20 protein-coding genes are annotated in these 16,390 nt (G+C 70.9%); 9 read left to right on the top strand and 11 right to left on the bottom strand.

What is annotated here, in order from left to right:
- Positions 1-2 precede the first annotated feature (2 nt).
- Positions 3-1,466 (top strand): glutathionylspermidine synthase family protein, encoded by a 1,464-nt coding sequence (locus OWR29_RS21330; protein WP_267564801.1) that lies wholly within the window; start codon positions 3-5, stop codon positions 1,464-1,466.
- A 31-nt stretch (positions 1,467-1,497) separates the two neighbouring features.
- Here the strand turns inward: OWR29_RS21330 and OWR29_RS21325 are convergent, their stop codons facing one another.
- The gene (locus OWR29_RS21325) at positions 1,498-1,920 is read right to left on the bottom strand and encodes a hypothetical protein (protein WP_267564800.1); all 423 of its coding nucleotides are present in this window, start codon (positions 1,918-1,920) and stop codon (positions 1,498-1,500) included.
- Complete coding sequence (locus tag OWR29_RS21320; RefSeq protein WP_267564799.1) at positions 1,913-2,278, bottom strand: hypothetical protein; 366 nt, start codon at positions 2,276-2,278, stop codon at positions 1,913-1,915. The genes OWR29_RS21325 and OWR29_RS21320 overlap by 8 nt, the downstream gene beginning before the upstream one ends.
- A gap of 70 nt (positions 2,279-2,348) precedes the next feature.
- On the opposite strand from OWR29_RS21320, the gene OWR29_RS21315 reads away from it, so the two are divergent.
- Positions 2,349-3,254, top strand: coding sequence for a Gfo/Idh/MocA family protein (locus tag OWR29_RS21315; protein ID WP_267564798.1), 906 nt, complete (start codon positions 2,349-2,351; stop codon positions 3,252-3,254).
- Here the strand turns inward: OWR29_RS21315 and OWR29_RS21310 are convergent.
- Together OWR29_RS21310 and OWR29_RS21305 are read right to left on the bottom strand one after the other, a co-directional pair.
- A complete protein-coding gene (locus tag OWR29_RS21310) occupies positions 3,235-4,470 on the bottom strand; it encodes a hypothetical protein (RefSeq protein ID WP_267564797.1) in 1,236 nt (411 codons plus the stop codon). The two genes, OWR29_RS21315 and OWR29_RS21310, sit on opposite strands and share 20 nt — an antisense overlap.
- The gene (locus tag OWR29_RS21305) at positions 4,467-4,967 is read right to left on the bottom strand and encodes a SigE family RNA polymerase sigma factor (RefSeq protein ID WP_267564796.1); all 501 of its coding nucleotides are present in this window, start codon (positions 4,965-4,967) and stop codon (positions 4,467-4,469) included. The genes OWR29_RS21310 and OWR29_RS21305 overlap by 4 nt, the downstream gene beginning before the upstream one ends.
- Before the next feature lie 142 nt (positions 4,968-5,109).
- Here OWR29_RS21305 and OWR29_RS21300 point away from each other — a divergent pair, with 142 nt between their 5' ends.
- The 4 genes from OWR29_RS21300 to OWR29_RS21285 all read left to right on the top strand — a co-directional run bounded on the left by OWR29_RS21300 (position 5,110) and on the right by OWR29_RS21285 (position 8,632).
- Complete coding sequence (locus tag OWR29_RS21300) at positions 5,110-5,727, top strand: sigma-70 family RNA polymerase sigma factor (protein ID WP_267564795.1); 618 nt, start codon at positions 5,110-5,112, stop codon at positions 5,725-5,727.
- On the top strand, positions 5,724-6,461 hold the full coding sequence (locus OWR29_RS21295; protein WP_267564793.1) for an anti-sigma factor: 738 nt from the start codon (positions 5,724-5,726) through the stop codon (positions 6,459-6,461). Before OWR29_RS21300 ends, OWR29_RS21295 begins: the two co-directional genes overlap by 4 nt.
- A gap of 75 nt (positions 6,462-6,536) precedes the next feature.
- Entirely contained in the window at positions 6,537-7,175 is a 639-nt protein-coding gene (locus OWR29_RS21290) for a fasciclin domain-containing protein (protein WP_267564791.1), read from the top strand.
- On the top strand, positions 7,175-8,632 hold the full coding sequence (locus OWR29_RS21285; RefSeq protein WP_267564790.1) for a molybdopterin-dependent oxidoreductase: 1,458 nt from the start codon (positions 7,175-7,177) through the stop codon (positions 8,630-8,632). The genes OWR29_RS21290 and OWR29_RS21285 overlap by 1 nt, the downstream gene beginning before the upstream one ends.
- 6 nt (positions 8,633-8,638) lie before the next feature.
- Here OWR29_RS21285 and OWR29_RS21280 read toward each other — a convergent pair whose 3' ends face one another.
- Entirely contained in the window at positions 8,639-8,929 is a 291-nt protein-coding gene (locus tag OWR29_RS21280; RefSeq protein WP_267564788.1) for a hypothetical protein, read from the bottom strand.
- Positions 8,930-9,292: 363 nt separating this feature from the next.
- Between OWR29_RS21280 and OWR29_RS21275 the strand changes: the two genes are divergently transcribed.
- Entirely contained in the window at positions 9,293-9,658 is a 366-nt protein-coding gene (locus tag OWR29_RS21275; protein ID WP_267564787.1) for a hypothetical protein, read from the top strand.
- A gap of 13 nt (positions 9,659-9,671) precedes the next feature.
- Here OWR29_RS21275 and OWR29_RS21270 read toward each other — a convergent pair whose 3' ends face one another.
- Positions 9,672-10,676: an AraC family transcriptional regulator gene (locus tag OWR29_RS21270; protein ID WP_267564786.1), complete on the bottom strand. Its 1,005-nt coding sequence runs from the start codon at positions 10,674-10,676 to the stop codon at positions 9,672-9,674.
- Between the two features lie 287 nt (positions 10,677-10,963).
- Between OWR29_RS21270 and OWR29_RS21265 the strand changes: the two genes are divergently transcribed.
- Positions 10,964-11,320 (top strand): STAS domain-containing protein, encoded by a 357-nt coding sequence (locus OWR29_RS21265; RefSeq protein ID WP_127497678.1) that lies wholly within the window; start codon positions 10,964-10,966, stop codon positions 11,318-11,320.
- A gap of 17 nt (positions 11,321-11,337) precedes the next feature.
- Here OWR29_RS21265 and OWR29_RS21260 read toward each other — a convergent pair whose 3' ends face one another.
- The 5 genes from OWR29_RS21260 to OWR29_RS21240 form a co-directional block, all read right to left on the bottom strand.
- Positions 11,338-13,023 (bottom strand): MDR family MFS transporter, encoded by a 1,686-nt coding sequence (locus tag OWR29_RS21260; protein WP_267564785.1) that lies wholly within the window; start codon positions 13,021-13,023, stop codon positions 11,338-11,340.
- A complete protein-coding gene (locus OWR29_RS21255) occupies positions 13,020-13,640 on the bottom strand; it encodes an acyl-CoA-like ligand-binding transcription factor (RefSeq protein ID WP_267564784.1) in 621 nt (206 codons plus the stop codon). Before OWR29_RS21255 ends, OWR29_RS21260 begins: the two co-directional genes overlap by 4 nt.
- A 69-nt stretch (positions 13,641-13,709) precedes the next feature.
- Positions 13,710-14,270, bottom strand: coding sequence for a dienelactone hydrolase family protein (locus tag OWR29_RS21250; protein ID WP_267564783.1), 561 nt, complete (start codon positions 14,268-14,270; stop codon positions 13,710-13,712).
- A gap of 25 nt (positions 14,271-14,295) precedes the next feature.
- Positions 14,296-14,664, bottom strand: coding sequence for a VOC family protein (locus OWR29_RS21245; protein WP_267564782.1), 369 nt, complete (start codon positions 14,662-14,664; stop codon positions 14,296-14,298).
- 48 nt (positions 14,665-14,712) lie between these two features.
- Positions 14,713-15,177: a hypothetical protein gene (locus tag OWR29_RS21240; RefSeq protein ID WP_267564780.1), complete on the bottom strand. Its 465-nt coding sequence runs from the start codon at positions 15,175-15,177 to the stop codon at positions 14,713-14,715.
- A 34-nt stretch (positions 15,178-15,211) separates the two neighbouring features.
- Between OWR29_RS21240 and OWR29_RS21235 the strand changes: the two genes are divergently transcribed.
- Positions 15,212-16,384, top strand: a complete 1,173-nt coding sequence (locus OWR29_RS21235) for a serine hydrolase domain-containing protein (protein ID WP_267564778.1) — start codon at positions 15,212-15,214, stop codon at positions 16,382-16,384.
- The last annotated feature ends 6 nt before the right edge of the window (positions 16,385-16,390 follow it).

Below are 16,390 nucleotides of genomic sequence, written 5' to 3'. Positions count from 1 at the left end.
GCGTGCGCCGAGTTCCGCACGGGCCGGTCCGCGACGGCTGGAAGCTCACCAACTACAGCCTCGGGCTGACCTACAACGACACCGAGCTGCCCGACGGCACGATGGTCTCGTACTGGCAGGAAGGCCCGTACTACGACTTCACCGCGGCCGAGATCGAAGAGCTCGAGACGGCCACCACCGCCCTGTTCGAGATGTGCCTCGAGGCCGGCGACTGGATGGTCCGGCAGTGCCCGCGCCACACCGTGCAGGGCCGCAAGGACGGCTACTTCGCGTCCGTGTGCAATCCGCAGAGCTGCTATCTGGCTCGGATCGGCATCCCCGAGTTCGCCCACGAGCAGATCATCCGCACGTGGTTCGACGGCGACGCCGAGACGTGGACGCACTACGACAAAGACCCCGAGATGCGCCTGCCGATGGAGGCGCCGGACTACTCGCCGAGCATCTACGGCCGGTTCGACCTCTGGTACAACGGCGCCGGCAGCACCCCCAAGCTGCTCGAGTTCAACGCGCAGACGCCGACCTCGCTGGTCGAGAGCGCGGTCATCCAGTGGCACTGGGCCGACCAGACCAACCTGACCAAGCACCCGTGGCGGCAGTGGAACTCGATCCACGACCGCCTGGTCGGCTGGCCCGCGGCTCCCGGCGAGCCGGGCGATCCCGGCGCGTGGCGGCGCAACATCGCCAGGCTGCGCGAGGCCCGCACGTGGCTCCCGGAAAAGCCCAAGATCTTTTTCGCGTACGAGACGTCGGAGACCTCCGGCGAGGACCGCATGAACGTCGCGTACCTGATGGCCACGGCCGAGGAGGCGGGCTACCCGGTCGAGCTGATCGCCATGAGCCAGATCGGCTGGGACGTGGCCGGCGACCGCGTGGTGTTCGTGCCCGCCCCCGGCAAGGAGAGCCAGTCCGAGCCGATCGACATCATCTTCATGCTCTATCCGTGGGAGTGGTTCTGGACTGAGGAGGGCGGCAAGGCCTTCTTCCGCAACATGGCCGACCCCACCAAGCACGGCACGGTGTGGATCGAGCCGCCCTACAAGGCCGCCCTGCTCGGCAACAAGGCGCTGCTGCCGGTGCTGTGGATGCTGTTCGGCGACAACCCGGAGCGCAGCAAATACCTGCTCCCGGCCTACTTCGCCGAGTCCTCCAAGGCGTCCTCGCTCAAGAGCTATGCCAAGAAGCCGATCTGGGGCCGCGAGGGCGGTTCGGTCACGCTCGTGCGCGACGGGCAGACGATCGTCGAAAACCCTTCCGAGTACGGGTCGGACGGGCGCTTCGTCGTGCAGGAGCTCAGCGAACTCCCGTCCTTCGAGGGGCTCGAGGGCACGGTGCACCCCGTGATCGGGTCGTGGCTGATCGACGGCGAGCCGGCCGGCATGGGCATCCGCGAGGGCCTCGGCACCAAGGGCCTGGTCACCAACGACATGAGCTTCTTCGTGCCGCACACCATCGAAGCCGACGACTGAGCACGCCGCCGGCTGCTCCAGAGGCCGACGACTAAGCGGGGCGCGGCCGGTGGCGCCAGATCCACCACAGGCCGATGAACGGCAGCACCAGCGGCACGTAGCCGTAGCCGCTGCCGAAGTGCGACCACACCGTGTCGTCGGGGAAGTCGCCGGCGTCGGCCGTGGTCAGGATGCCCACCACGAGCACCCCGAGCAGCTCGATCGAGCAGCTGACCAGGGCGATCAGCCGGCCGCGGGCGCCGCCGATCGCCAGGCCGACGGTGGCCGAGATGTAGACCAGACCGGCGAAGGCCGACAGCAGGTAGGCCAGCGGCGCCTCGCCGAACTTGGTGGTGATCTGCACGAGCGCCCGGGCGCTGGCCGAGAGCGCGAAAACGCCGTACACCAGCAGCAGCACCCGGCCGAGACCGGAACCGAGGGCGGCGTCGCGGGGGCGGGCGGAGGCTTCAGGCACCGGTCACCGACGCAATCTGCTGCAGGCGCAGCACGAGAACCGGAATCACCAGGCAGGCGACGCCGAGAATGAGGCTGCCCCACCGGGTCGGCTCCAAGCGGGCCAGATAGGCCGCGACCGGGGTGAAGGCGATGGTCGTGATGAGGTAACCGATGAAGGTGACGGTGTCGCTGGGCCGCTCGCCGTCGAACAGGCCGATGACGGCGACCGCCAGCAGGACAGCCACCAGCACGGTGAGCGCCGCCGCGGCCAGCAGGTCGTAGCGGCTCGGCGCGCGGTTGAGAGCGGAGCGCAGCAGATACCAGACCGCCAGCACAAGGGCGACGACGATGGTCGCCACCGACAGAGGACCGTTCACCCGGCACAGCGTACTGATGGATCTAGCCCTGGTAGCTTGCGGCTGGACCCTAGAGAGGCAGGCGACACCAATGCGCTTCGGACTGTTCGGCACTGGACCCTGGGCGCACCTGGCCCACGCCCCGGCCCTGGCGGCCCACCCCGACGCCGAGTTCGTGGGGGTCTGGGGCCGCAATCCCGACAAGGCGGCCGAACTTGCCGGTGAGTTCAACGTCCGCGCGTACGCCGATCAGGACGAACTGCTCGCCGATGTGGACGCCGTAGCGGTCGCCCTGCCGCCCAACGTGCAGGCGCCGCTGGCCCTGAAGGCCGCCCAGCAGGGCAAGCACCTGCTGCTCGACAAGCCGGTCGCGTTCACCAACGAGGAGGCGGCGGCGATCGTCGACGCCGTGGCCGAGCGCAACCTGGCCTCGGTGGTCTTCTTCACCCGCCGCCTGTTCCCGCAGATCGCCGAGTTCGTGGCCGACGCGGCGGCGGTCGGCGGCTGGACCGAGGGCCGGGTCGACCACCTCGGCTCGATCTTCACCGAGGACAACCCGTTCGGCGCGTCGGCTTGGCGCAAAGAGAGCGGCGGCCTGTGGGACGTCGGCCCGCACGCCCTGGCGCTGGTGCTGCCGGTGCTGGGCCCGGTGACCGAGGTGGCCGGGATGGCCGGCCCGCGCGACATGACCCACCTGCTGCTGCGCCACGCGAGCGGCACGATCAGCAACCTCACCCTCTCGGTGGACGCGCCGACGGCCGCCGAGCGCGAGGACGCCCAGTTCGCGGGCGGGGCCGGCGTGCGCCCGGTGCCGGACGCGCCGTGGTCGCCCACCGACGCCCTCGGCGTGGCCATCGACCAGCTGATCGCCGCGGCCGCCGGAGGGCCGCCGGTCGAGCTCGACGTGAAGTTCGGCGCCGAGGTGACCGCCATCCTGGTCGCCGCGCAGGAAGCGGTCGCCTCGGGTCGTACGGTGGCTATCGACAGCGCCAGATGACCGGCACGGACCTCCGGTCGCTGAGTTTGCCCCTGAAGTCCGTCGCCGTGCCCGCCGCGACGCGGGCGTCGTCACTGAGGAAATCGACCCGGCTGCCACCGGGGGACAGGCCGGCCGGTGCCGAGGCCGGTAACGGTGCGGGTGGCGCGAGCGGCGGCAGGTCGAGCACCGACTGGCCGACGTAGATCTTCGGCTCGGCCTGCAGGGGGTTCTCCCCTTCGGGGCCGGCGCCGGCGAGCTGCGCCTGTTTCCAGTCGTCGGTGACCTTCTGCCAAGCGCCGGTCGTCAGCTCGTACCGATAGACCTCGGCCCTGCCGTTCGGCGGCAGCGGTGGCGTCTTCGAGCCGGGCGCGGCCGTGTGGAGAGCGCCGTAGAGCCAGCCTTCCCGCTGCACCATCGGCGTGAAGCCGTTGACCCGTCGGCCCTCGACGGCCGGCGTCTCGAGATACCCGTGGGTGCCGTCGGGTCGCCACAGGTACGCCTTCCAGTTGATCGTCCCGAAGACGGTGCCGTCCGGCGTGATGCCGGTGACCGTCGATCGGACGGAAAGGGGGTCGTCCTGCAGCGGGAGCGGCACCGGATCGGCGTCGGGCGAGGCCCATCGCACCGGCCGTTCCTGGTTGGGCGGCCCGGCCTTGCCGACGATCACCCCGGCGTCGTTGATCGCATCGGCCTCGCCGGGACCGCCGGCCAGCTTCCGGATCTTTCCCCCTTCGATGACGTACGGGTCGGGGTAGCCGTCGGTGTTGCCGCCGACCGCCACACCGGAGGCGTTGACGTCGGCCATCCGGACCCCGTCGCTGCCCTTGCGCAGCCCGGCCGGCTTCAGATCGGTCACCAGCTCGCCGTTGTGCCACACCAGGATCGAGGTCGGGGTGGGCCCGCCCTCTTTGTAGGCAGAGGTGCCGACGATCCAGGCGCCGCTCGGGTCGGCCCCGGTCACCTCGACGTCCCGGTGCTTCCCGATCGGCAGGGCGGCGGCCGTGCAGGCGGCGGGCCGGATCGGGCTCGGCTCCGGCTCCCGGTTCGCCACCAGCAAGCCACCGGTCAACCCGGCGGCGAGCAGGGCGGCCAGGGCCGAGCCACCGGTCCACCAGCGGCGGCGGCGCATCCGGCGGCCCTCGCGCATGGCCCGGACCACGTCGACGGCGGGCGGCCCGGCCGGTTCGCCCCGCAGGGGGCTGAGCAACTGAGATCCGTACTCGTCGTCGTTCACAGCACACCTCCGACGCGGTCGCCCAGGATCCGGCGCAGGGCGTTCAGCCCGTGCGAGGTCTGGCTCTTCACGGTGCCTTCGGAGCAGCCGAGCAACTGGGCCACCTCGGCGACCGACCGGTCGCACAGGAAGCGCAGCACCAGCACGGCCTGCTGACGGGCGGGAATCCGGTTCAGGGCGGCCCGCAGGATCGCCTTCTCCTCCGACGGGGGCTCCGCCGGGGCCGGTCTCTCGGGTGGCGCGTCCCGCAGGCTCACCTTCCACCAGCCCCGGCGTTTCTCGTCGAGGAAGGCGCGGACGAGCATGGTGTGCACGTAGGCGTCGACGTTCTCGACCTTCGACACCCGCGGCCACTTCGCGTATAGCTTGGTGATCGTCTCCTGCACCAGGTCGTCGGCCTGGTGCTCGTCGCCGCCGAGCAGGAAGGCCATGCGCCGCAGTGCCGGTGTCCGGCCGGAGACGTACTCGAGGTACCCCGCGTCCGACTCGTCGTTCATCCCCGCTCCCGTCCTGTCGTCCACCAATAGACGGGGACGTCCCGATCGAGGTTGTAAGGAAATTCTCGCCGCCTGACCCGTCCGGGCGTCCCCGTGTGCCGAATCGGGGTTTGAATGGCTGGAACAGCGAAAGGCGGATCCCATGGCGGAGCGCGGTGCCGGCCGTCGCCCGGACCATCTGGCGGCGGTCCCGGCGGTGGGTCCGCCCCCGGCGGACGCGGGTGACCTGCTGCGGGAGGTTGCCCGGGGTGACGAGAAGGCCTTCGGCAAGCTCTACGACCTGGTCGCGCCCCGCGTGTACGGACTGATCCGGCGGGTGCTGCGCGATCCGGCCCAGGCCGAGGAGGTGGCCCAGGAGGCGCTGGTCGAGGTGTGGCGGATGGCGGCCCGCTTCGACCCGGAGCGTGGCTCGGCCACGTCCTGGATCTTCACGATCGCCCACCGGCGGGCCGTCGACCGGGTGCGCTCCGAGCAGGCGGCCGGCGAGCGGACCATCCGAGCCGGGGTGGCCTCGGTCGACACCCCGTACGACGCGGTGGCCGACGAGGTCAACGGGCGGCTCGAACGCCAGCAGGTGCGCCGCTGCCTCGACGATCTGACCGAGCTGCAGCGGCAGGCCGTGACGCTGGCCTACTACCAGGGTCATTCGTATCCGCGGGTGGCCGAACTGCTCGGCACACCGCTGCCGACGGTGAAGACGAGAATGCGCGACGGGCTGATCCGCCTGCGCGACTGCATGGGAGCGGGGGCCTCGGCGTGACCATAGACATCCACACCCTGGTCGGCGCCTATGTGCTCGACGCGGTGGACGACATCGAGCGGGCCGCGTTCGAGCGCCACCTGCGCGAGTGCGACGCGTGCCGGATCGAGGTGACCGAGTTGGGCGAGACGGCGGCGCGGCTGGCCGACAACACCTGGTCGGTGCCGCCGCCCTGGTTGCGCGAGAACGTCATGACCGAGATCGGGCGCACCCGTCAGGCGCCGCCCGCCGTCGAGGCCGCTCCGGTGACCCGTACGGCTCCGCGCCGGCGCCGTTTCGCGGCCGCGGCCGCCGCGGTGGTGGCCGCGGTCGGCGCCGGTTCGGCCGTCTATGCGGTGCAGGACCAGCGCGTACGCGACCAGCGGCAGGTCGCCGAGGCGGCGCGGGCCGAGCAGGCGCGGGTCCGGACGATTCTGGCCGCCCCCGACGTGGTGCTGAGCCGGCAGGACGTGTCGACCGGCGGCCGGGTCACCGTGGCGACCTCGCGCCTGCACAACGCGGGTGTCGTGATGCTGGCCGCCGAGGCCGCGCCGACCGGCCGGGTCTATCAGCTGTGGACCATCCGGCCCGGCGGCGCCCCGCAGTCGGCCGGGGTGCTCAACGAGGGCCAGGCGGCCGACGTCGTGGTGCTCGAGGGGCTGCCCGGAGCGACCGACGTGGGCGTCACGATCGAACCTCCGAAGGGATCGGCGACGCCGACGCTGCCGCTGGTGGCCGACGTCAAACTCGCCTGAGATCGCGCCCATCCGCCGCATGGTTCGCCCCGAATACGGAGTGAAGGTAACAAACTCCAACGTTAGGGACGAATCATGCGTGCAACGAAGCTCACGGCGCTCGCGGCGGCCACCCTGTTCTCGATCTCGCTGGCCGCCTGCGGAAGTGATTCCTCCTCCTCGACCACGTCCTCCGGCGGCGAGAGCCCGATGGCCGCACCGACCACCATGGCCAGCTCGGCGCCGTCGGACATGATGGCCACCTTCGGCGCCGGCTGCTCGGCCGTGCCGGCGGACGCGTCGAACCCGGGCAGCTTCCAGGCCATGGCCCAGGTGCCGGTGGCCACCGCCGCCTCGGGCAACCCGCTCCTCTCGACGCTGGTGACCGCGGTCAAGAAGGCCGGCCTGGTCGACTCGCTCAACTCGGCCGACGGCATCACCGTCTTCGCGCCCACCAACGACGCGTTCGGCAAGATTCCGAAGGCCGACCTGGACAAGGTGCTGGCCGACAAGAAGACATTGACCAGCATCCTGACCTACCACGTGGTGCCCGGGAAGCTCGCTCCGGAGGCGCTGGCCGGCTCGCACAAGACCCTGCAGGGTGACGAGCTGACGGTCAGCGGCAGCGGCGAGGACTTCAAGGTGAACGGCGCCGCTTCGGTGGTCTGCGGCAACGTGCAGACGGCCAACGCGACCGTCTACATCATCGACTCCGTCCTGATGCCGAAGAGCTGATGCGGGCCTGGGCGGGGGTGGCGGCCGGTCTGGCTGCCGCGAGCCTCGGGGTGGCGGTGGCCGAACTGCTGGCCGCCGTCACCCGGCCGGCGGCCGGGCCGCTGATCGCGGTGGGTGGCGCGGTCATCGACGCGACGCCGACGGCAGTCAAGGAGTTCGCGGTTCGCGAGCTCGGCACCAACGACAAGCCATTCCTTCTCGGTGTGATCGGGCTGGTGGTGGCGGCCCTGGCCGCGGTCACCGGGGCGGTGGGCCGGCGGCGGCGTCTCGTCGCCGTCGCCGGGCCCGCGCTGCTCGGCCTGGCCGGGGCGGGTGCGGCGCTTTCGCGGCCGGCTTTCCAGCCGTACGACGTGGTGCCGTCCTTGACCGGGGCGGCGCTGGCGGGGGTGGTGCTGTGGCTGCTGCTGCGGTCCCGCCCTTCCGGCGTACGGGTTGATCGCCGGGTCTTCCTGCAGGCCGCGGCCCTGGTCGCGGCGTCGGGCGGGGCGGTGGCGCTACGGGGTCTCGCCGGTGGGGCGCCGGGCCGGGCTCGCGAGTCGGTGCGGTTGCCGGCCGCGGCTGATCCCGGACCGCCCGTACCGGCCGGGCTCCTGACCTCGAACAAGGACTTCTATCGCGTCGACACGGCGCTCACCGTGCCGCGGATCGACCTCGGCGACTGGTCGCTGCGGGTGCACGGGATGCTCGGCCGCGAGCTGCGAGTCACCTTCGAGGATCTGCTCGCCATGCCGCTGATCGAGCGGCCGGTCACGATGAACTGCGTCTCCAACGAGGTCGGCGGCCCGTACATGGGAACGGCGAAGTGGCTCGGGGTGCCGCTGGCGCCGCTTCTGCGCTCCCTCGGGATCAGAGCCGGCGCCGAGCAGGTGGTGGCGCGCTCGGTCGAGGGCATGACGATCGGCACCCCGGTGGCGACGCTGCTGGACGGGCGGGACGCGATGCTCGCCATCGGCATGAACGGCGAGCCGCTGCCGCTCGAACACGGGTTCCCGGTGCGCATGCTGACCCCGGGCGTGTACGGCTACGCGGGCTCCTGCAAGTGGCTGAGCTCGCTCGAGCTGACCACCTTCGACCAGTTCGACCCGTACTGGGTCTCGCGCGGATGGGCGGCCCAGGCGCCCGTCAAAACCGGCTCCCGGGTCGACCGCCCCCGGCCCTTCGCGCGGCTCGACGCCGGTGTCGTGACGGTCGCCGGTGTGGCCTGGGCGCAGCGCCGGGGGATCGAAGCCGTGGAGGTGCGGATCGACGACGGGGAGTGGGCGCCCGCCGAACTGTTGCCGGCGCCGTCGGTGGACACCTGGGTGCAGTGGCGGTATTCGTGGCGGGCGACGGCCGGGCCGCACTCGATCGCGGTGCGGGCCACCGACCGGACCGGCGCCGTGCAGGCGCAGGAAAGGGCCACCCCGTTCCCCAGTGGAGCCACGGGGTGGCACACGATCAGCGTGACGGTTTCCTAGCCCCGGTCAGGGGACGGTGCGCTCGATGGCCGCGGCGCCGTCGCGTTCCAGTTCCTCGCGGGCCCGCTCGACGTTGGCCGGGGTCGGGTCGCGGCCCTCGGCGACGGCCAGGTCCTCCGGGTCCCAGGGCTGGTCGGCGCCGGTGCGCACGACCGGCTCCTCACCCGGCTGCAGGAACTCGGGGCTGTCGCTGTCGGCGCCGCCGCCGGTGATGAACGCGTCGACCGCGACGTCGTCCTCGATGGCGTCGGCGACCTCCGGCGTCTCTTCCAGGGGCTGACGAATCTCGTCGCTCATGATGTCCTCCCACTCGCCTCTGATCGATCTATACCCCGTCGATGCTTGTTCTGACCGATTGTGTGGCGCGCGTCCCGGCCGGCGGTCGCTTTGCGTGTCGTGGCCAGGAGATGCGCGATGTGGACAGGCTGTCGCTGTTGTCGCATGTCGGGTGGCGTGCCGAAAGGGACGATCATGCCGTCGGACGGTCAAACTGAGCGCTAACTGGACAGGACCTGCGCGTTACGGATGGACGCTTAGTAGTGGGCCGAATACATTTTCGCTCTGACGTTCGTTCGCGGGGTCCGGTGGGAATGCGCCAGGCCGCTGTCGAACGGGCGTGGTGAGGGGGAAACGCATGACCGAGAGTCGGGGTGGGCGGTCGTGACCAGCCTGCCCGATGCCGAACGGGACGCGTGCGACGTGATGCAGGCCCTGGCGGGTCTGGCCGCGCTGCTGCGCCGCCCCGCCGCCGACGTGCCGGGTCTCGACCCGGGCGATCCCGCGGCCGACGACGCCCGCCGCCTTCTGCTGAACCTGGCCGAGGACGGTGGTGAGGCGGCCGCCCGGGTGCTGGCCTATCTGCGCACCCAGCGCGGGGCCGGCGACGGCGATCTGGCGGCCGTTCCGATGCGGCTGGGCCCGTGGCGCGAGTGGGTGCCCCCGCGCGGCCACATCTTCGGCCTCGCTCCCGCGCGCCCGACCGCGAACGAGGTTCCGCAGCCTCGTCGCAGCGACCCCGGCGAATGACCGGCGCTTCTCCCTATCCGGAGGAGCGCAGCGTTTCCGACGGTGTCTCGCCGAACCGGCCCCGATAGGCCGAGGCGAACCGGCCCAGGTGGGCGAACCCCCACCGATGGGCCACGGCCGCGACGGTCACCCGGGCCGGATCGGCCCGCCGCAGATCCTCGTGGGCCCGTCCCAGTCGCACCTGCTGCAGATAGGACATCGGCGCCTGCCCCAGATGGCGGCGGAAGCCCTCCTGCAGCGAGCGCACGCTCATGTTGGCCACCCGGGCCAGTTCGGTCACCGTGAACGGCCGCTCGGGCTCGTGCTGGATGGCGTCGACCACCCGGCGCAGGGCCCGGGGCGGCCCGGCGCTGACCGGTCCGGTCAGCTCGTCGTGGTAGCGGTGGGGCAGGGCCAGCAGCAGGCCGCTGAGGACCGTGCACCGCAGTTGCTCGGCGATCAACGGCTCGTAGAACAGGCTCGACTCGTACTCGAGCTCGTCGCACAGCATGCGGATCAACCGGCGCCAGCTGTACCCCGGACCGGTGGAAAGGTCCACCTCAGGGGGGAGCCGCAGGGGTCCCTCGATCGGGTGTCCCAACAGTCCAGACAATTCCTCCTCGAGGGCTTTCCGCTCGACCTTGACGGCCAGTTCGACGGAGTTGGCCTCGCGGGAGGTGTAGACCGGGCTGCCCGGCCCGAAGATCACGCCGGTCGACGGGCCGGCGAAGACCTCGCGGCCGGCGTGCCGGGCATGGAGGTGGCCGAGTGTCGGCATGGTGATGTGGTAGGCGTCCAATTCGGCCACCAGCAGCGTCACCGGGCTGGTGAAACTCAATTGTCCGACCGTTAGGGGTCCGAGTTGGATCACCCCAACACCGAGCTGGAAGCCGGCCACGTCTTCCGGCAAGCCGACCGCCACGGGATAGTAAAAACGATTTAGCAACAACCGTGCCTCATCGATATCTGCCCCGTTGAAGTGGGCTACTTCTGGCGTTTCGGGGAAAACGTGGGCAGACCTCGGGCTGATCTCAACCATGCCGAAGCGAGTCCCATTGCATACGGTGAGTATTCGACCCGGCTCCCGGAACGTCAACGTTCCCGCCACGCGCCTGACCGTTCCCGCACATTCAGGCCATATGAACTACTCTGGCGTTCCGCGCCTACGTGGCGTAACTTGCAGACCAGCGGATTGTTGTAGGAACGCGTTTGGAGAGCGGCACCCGGGCGTGGTGTCCGACGCCCGTCCAGGTCATTCCCGGCCTGTGGAGTGTCCTCCTCGCGGAAGTCGGCGTCGGCCCGCTCGATGCCAGGAAGAGGGCAGCCGTGTATCTGCCGATCACCACGCGCCAGTTGGCCGATGGCACCGTCGAGATCGCGCCCAGCGGTGAGATCGACCTCGACAACGCTCACGTGATGCGGGACGCCGTCAACGACGTGCTGACCAGTTCCACGCCGGGCAAGATCTGCCTCGACCTCCAGCGGGTGATGCTGATCGACAGCATCGGCATCGGCATCCTGGTGGCCTGCTTCCACACCGCCGCCGCCAGCGGCATCAAGCTCGTGGTGAGCCACCCCAGCCCGACCGTCTACCGCCAGCTCTGGGTGTCCGGGCTGGTGGGGCTGCTCGGCTGCGCCGAGCCGCCCTCACCTCGCACGTCGGTGGGCCTGCGCCCTTCCTGACCGCCCGGGCCCCCCGCTCAGTGCAGCGGGATTCCGGTGGCGGCCGCTTCCTCCTGGGCTCGTCGCTCGTCGCCGCTCAGCGTCGACAGCGGCTTCTCCTTGATGAAGAGCACCGCGATCACCGCCAGCGCGGCGATCGGCGCGCCGATCAGGAACAGCTCCGCCGTCGCCGTGCCGTAGATGTCCTTGACGATGGCGAGCACCTGCGGCGGCAGGGCGCTCACGTCCGGCACCTCGGCCGTGCCGCCGCCGGTGGCCGCCGCGCCGCCGAACTTCTCGGCGAAGCCCGACGTCACCTTGCTGGCCAGGACGGCGCCCAGGGCGCTGACGCCGATCGCGCCGCCCATGCTGCGGAAGAACGTCAGGGTCGAGGTGGCGGCGCCCAGCTCGGCCGCGGGAACGTCGTTCTGCGCGGCCAGCACCAGGTTCTGCATGAGCATGCCGACGCCGATGCCCAGCACCGCCATGTGCACCGAGATGACCAGGACGCTCGTGTTGGCGCCGATGGTGCTCAGCAGCAGCATGCCGACGGTCATGATGACGGCCCCGGCGACCAGGTAGATCTTCCACTTGCCGGTCTTCGTGATGAGCGCTCCGGCCACCACCGAGGACACCAGCAGACCGAAAATCATCGGCAGGCTCATCAGGCCGGCCACGGTCGGGGACTTACCCAGCGCGACCTGGAAGTACTGCGACAGGAAGACCGTGCCGCCGAACATGGCCACGCCGACCAGCACGCTGGCGATGATCGTCAGGGTGACGGTGCGGTTGCGGAAGATGCCCAGCGGGATGATCGGCTCCTCGGCGCGGGACTCGACCCACACCGCGAGCGCCAGCAGCACGACACCGCCGGCCACGAAGGCCGCCGTCTGCCACGAGGCCCAGTCGAAGTGCTGACCGGCGAGCGTCGACCAGATCAGGAGCGTGCTGACACCGGCGGTGATCAGGAAGGCGCCCAGCCAGTCGATTTTGACACCCTTCCGGCGTACGGAGGGAAGGTGAAGGGTCTTCTGCAGGAGCGCGATGGCGGCGATCGAGAACGGCACGCCGATGAAGAAGCACCAGCGCCAGCCCAGCCACGACGTGTCGACCATGACGCCGCCGATCAGCGGCCCGGCGATCGTCGCGACACCGAAGACCGCGCCGAACATGCCGGCGTAGCGGCCCATCTCGCGCGGCGGGATGATCGCGGCGAGGACGATCGTGGCCAGTGCGGTCATGCCGCCGGCGCCGATGCCCTGCACCACGCGGCTGACGACCAGAATCTCGACATCGGGCGTGAAGCCGGCGATCAGCGAGCCCGCCACGAACAGCAGCAGCGACAGCTGGACCAGCAGCTTCTTGTTGTAGATGTCGGCGAGCTTGCCCCACAGCGGGACGGTGGCCGTCATCGCCAGCAGCTCGGCGGTGACGATCCAGGTGTAGACGGACTGGCTGCCGTTGAGGTCGGCGATGATCCGGGGCAGCGCGTTGGAGACGACGGTCGAGGCCAGGATCGCGACGAACATGCCGAGCATGAGGCCGGACAGGGCCTGGACGACCTGCCCGCGCGACATCCGGCCGGCGACCCCGTCGGCGGTGGCGGCCTGGTCGACCGCGTCCTCCGCGACCGGCACGCCGCCGAGGGCGACCGCGTCCTCGGCGACCGTCGCCTCCGCGCGGAGGGACGGGTCCGGTCGATCGGGCGGACTGGTGAGTGTCATCGCATGACTTCCTGGTGAGTAGGTGCCAAGCCGGTCTCGAGAACCTGGAAGGTCTCGCGGACCAGGTCGTACAGGTTGTCGCCGGCGGTGGCCCAGCGCATCATCGCGGTGCGGAAGGCGGCGCCGGTCAAAGTGGCCGCCAGCTGCGGGAACAGGCTGTCGGCGGGCAGGCCGGTGCGGGCCGCGACGGCGGTCACCGTTTCTTGCTCGGCGCACTCGCCGCGAGCGATCAGCAGCGGCAGCAGTGACGAGTTGTTCCGGATCACCCGGAGCCGGGTCAGCCAGAAGTCGCGCTCGGACTGGATCTCGGCGATGTCGGCGCTCATCGCCTGCAGGATCGCCGGCACCAGCGGGACGTCGGCCGGCACGGCGAGCAGGCGGTCGTGCATCGACGGCCCGTTCGGCAGCGGCCCGCCCAGCACGGCGTCGTCCTTGGTGGCGAAGTAGTTGAAGAACGTGCGCGGGGAGACGTCGGCCGCCTCGCTGATGTCCTCGACCGTGACGTGCTCGAGGCCGCGCTCGTCGACCAGACGCAGGGCGGCCGCCATCAGGGCGGCCCGGGTCTGCTGCTTCTTGCGATCGCGGCGGGTCGGCGCCGCGGCTTCTGTCTCGGCCACACCAGCAGGCTAGGACCGAACTTGCAGAGGCTGCAAACTTTTACCGACTGCAGTGATGCGCGTTACGGCTCACGAGAGGCGAAGGAACTCGGCGCAGCGGGACCACAGCAGCTCGGCGGCCAGATGGTCGTGGTCGGGCAGGCCCTCGTCCATCCACAGGTGGCCCACGGCCGGGTACCGGTAGACCTCGAAGATGGCGCCCGCCACCTCCATGGCGTCGGTCCAGCGGGCGATGGCCGGGGCCGGCACGTATTCGTGGTCGGGGTCAGCGACGTGCAGTTGGGCGCGCAGGCCGGGGAGTGCCGCCGCCGGTGCGCCGGCCAGCAGCAGCAGGCCCGCGGTGTGCGGGCGCTCCGGCAGCAACGCCTCGACCACGCCCGTACCCAGGGAAAGGCCGACCAGGACGGTGCGCGGCGGCATCGCGGACAACGCGGCCCGTCCCCGCGCGACGATCTCGTCCCAGCCCACCTTGTCGGCCAGCGCCGCGCCCGCGTCGATCGAATCGGCGCAGGGCAACCCGTACAGATCGGGGGTCACGACGGTGTGGCCGGCCGCCCGCAGACGCTCGGCGGCGGAGAGCACGGACGGCCGCAACCCGTACAGGGAATGAAAGATCGCGACCGACGCCATACCGCCAATGGTGCCGGACACCTCGTCAGCCCGGCTCGCGGCGGCTGATCTTGAGCAGCAGGCCTTCCGGTGTGCGGACGTGAAGCTGCTCGCCGTAGTGGTGGTCGGTGCCGTCGCCGACCGGGATGCCGGCCTGGTGCAGTCGCGACTCGAGCTGGGGCAGCGGCATCGAGGCGTCGAAGGTCAGCTCGACCGTGTCCTCGCCGCGCTCGCGGTCGGGCGGGCGGTTGAGCAGGCCGATCTGGACCGTCCCGAGCTGCATGAGCACCCAGTCGCTGTCCTCGCCGCCGTGGATGACCTCGCCGCCCAGTTGCCGGTAGAACGCGACCGACGCGGCCAGATCGTCCACGTGCAGCATCGGGCGCAGCAGCAGACCCGGATCGGTTGTCGTCATGACCGCTTCCTCCCTTATGCCCGAAACAGCTGGCCGGGGATCAACGAGTCAGTCGTTCAGCTGGGTGTGCTCGATCTCGGTGAGGGCGGCGGTGAGGATGTCGCGCGGCGAGCGCGGGCCCAGCAGGTGGGCCAGCAGCAGGGCGGCGTGCCGGGTCAGCTCGTCCGGCTTGGGCGGCGTGGTCTCCTCGTCCAGCACGCCGAGCGCGCCGGCCAGCAGGTACAGCACCACCATGGGGTCGGTCGCGGGATGCCAGGCGGCGGCCCACCGGACGCACTGGGCCAGCACCTCGCGTACGGCGTCGCTGTCGAGACCGTCCGGGCGGGCCTGTTCGAGCAGCAGGCGGGTGGCCGTGCCGAGGATGAGACCGGTCTGCGCCGGATCGAGCGCGGCCAGCTCGACCGCCGCGGCCGCGAACGCCTCGCCGTCCTGGGCTCGAGCCGCCGCCACTGCTGTGGAGGCCGCGGCGGCGATGGGGCGGGCCGGCGCCGGCAGATGCCGCCAGTTGTCCATGCCAGAACCTTAACGACCTGGCAGGGTGTGACCCATGCCCAGTCAGCTCGAGCAAGCCATGGCCGCGCGGGTCGAGCGCGGCGACTTCCCCGGTCTCGTGGCCCTGGTGGCCCGGGACGACGACGTCCGGGTCGACACGGTCGGCGTCACCGAGTTCGGCGGCGCCGTGCCGATGCGCCGCGACACCATCTTCCGGATCACCTCGATGACCAAGCCGGTGCTGGCCGCCGCCACGATGATGCTGGCCGAGGACGACGTGCTCGACCTCGAGCAGCCGGTGGCCCGGTTCCTGCCCGAACTGGCCGGCCAGCAGGTGCTCGTACGCCCGGACGCCCCGCTCGACGCCACGGTTCCGCCCGAGCGGCCGGTCACTGTGGAGGACCTGCTGACCTTCACGCTCGGCTTCGGCTTCGTGCTCGGCGAAGAGGGAGAGTTCGACCCGCCGTACCCGATCGTCGAGGCCTGGCGCGAGCTCGACCTGCGGATGGCCGAGCCCGAGCCGCGCACCCGGCTCGACGCCGACGAGTGGATCCGTCGCTTCGGCTCGCTGCCGCTGATCCACCAGCCGGGGGAGCAGTGGATGTACAACGCCGGCACCATGGTGCTCGGCGTGCTGCTGGCCCGCGCCTCCGGCCAGGATCTGGGTGAGTTGCTGCGCGACCGCCTGTTCGCCCCGCTGGGCATGCGCGACACCGGGTTCTGGCTGCCCGCCGATCGGCTCGAGAACCTGCCGGTCCACTACCAGACCGACGGCACGACCGGCCGGCTGAGCCGGTCCGAGATCGAGCCGCTCGAGGTGTGGAGCAGGCCGCCGGCGTTCCCCAACGGCTCGGCCGGGTTGCTGTCCACGGCCGACGACTACCTGGCGTTCGCCCGCCTGCTGCTCGACGGCGGCGTCCACGGCGGCACCCGGCTGCTCACCGAGAAGTCGGTGGCCGCGATGACCAGCAACCACCTCACCGACGAGCAGATCGCCGGCGGCGGCTTCCTGCTGGGCGGCCAGGGCTGGGGCTACGGGATGGGGGTGACCGTCAAGGAGGACGAGACCGGCGGTCCCGGGCGCTACGGCTGGTCCGGCGGCTACGGCACCGACTGGATGACCGACCCCTCCGAGGGGCTGATCTTCATCGTCCTGAGCCAGGTCAGCGATCTGCTGTGGGGCGGGGCCCTGCCCGAGTTCATTAAGCTGGCCTACGAGAAGCGGTGACGGTGG

This window comes from Paractinoplanes pyxinae (genome assembly GCF_026626335.1).
GTDB lineage: Bacteria > Actinomycetota > Actinomycetes > Mycobacteriales > Micromonosporaceae > Actinoplanes > Actinoplanes pyxinae.
This window is presented reverse-complemented; position numbering and strand designations above follow the sequence as displayed.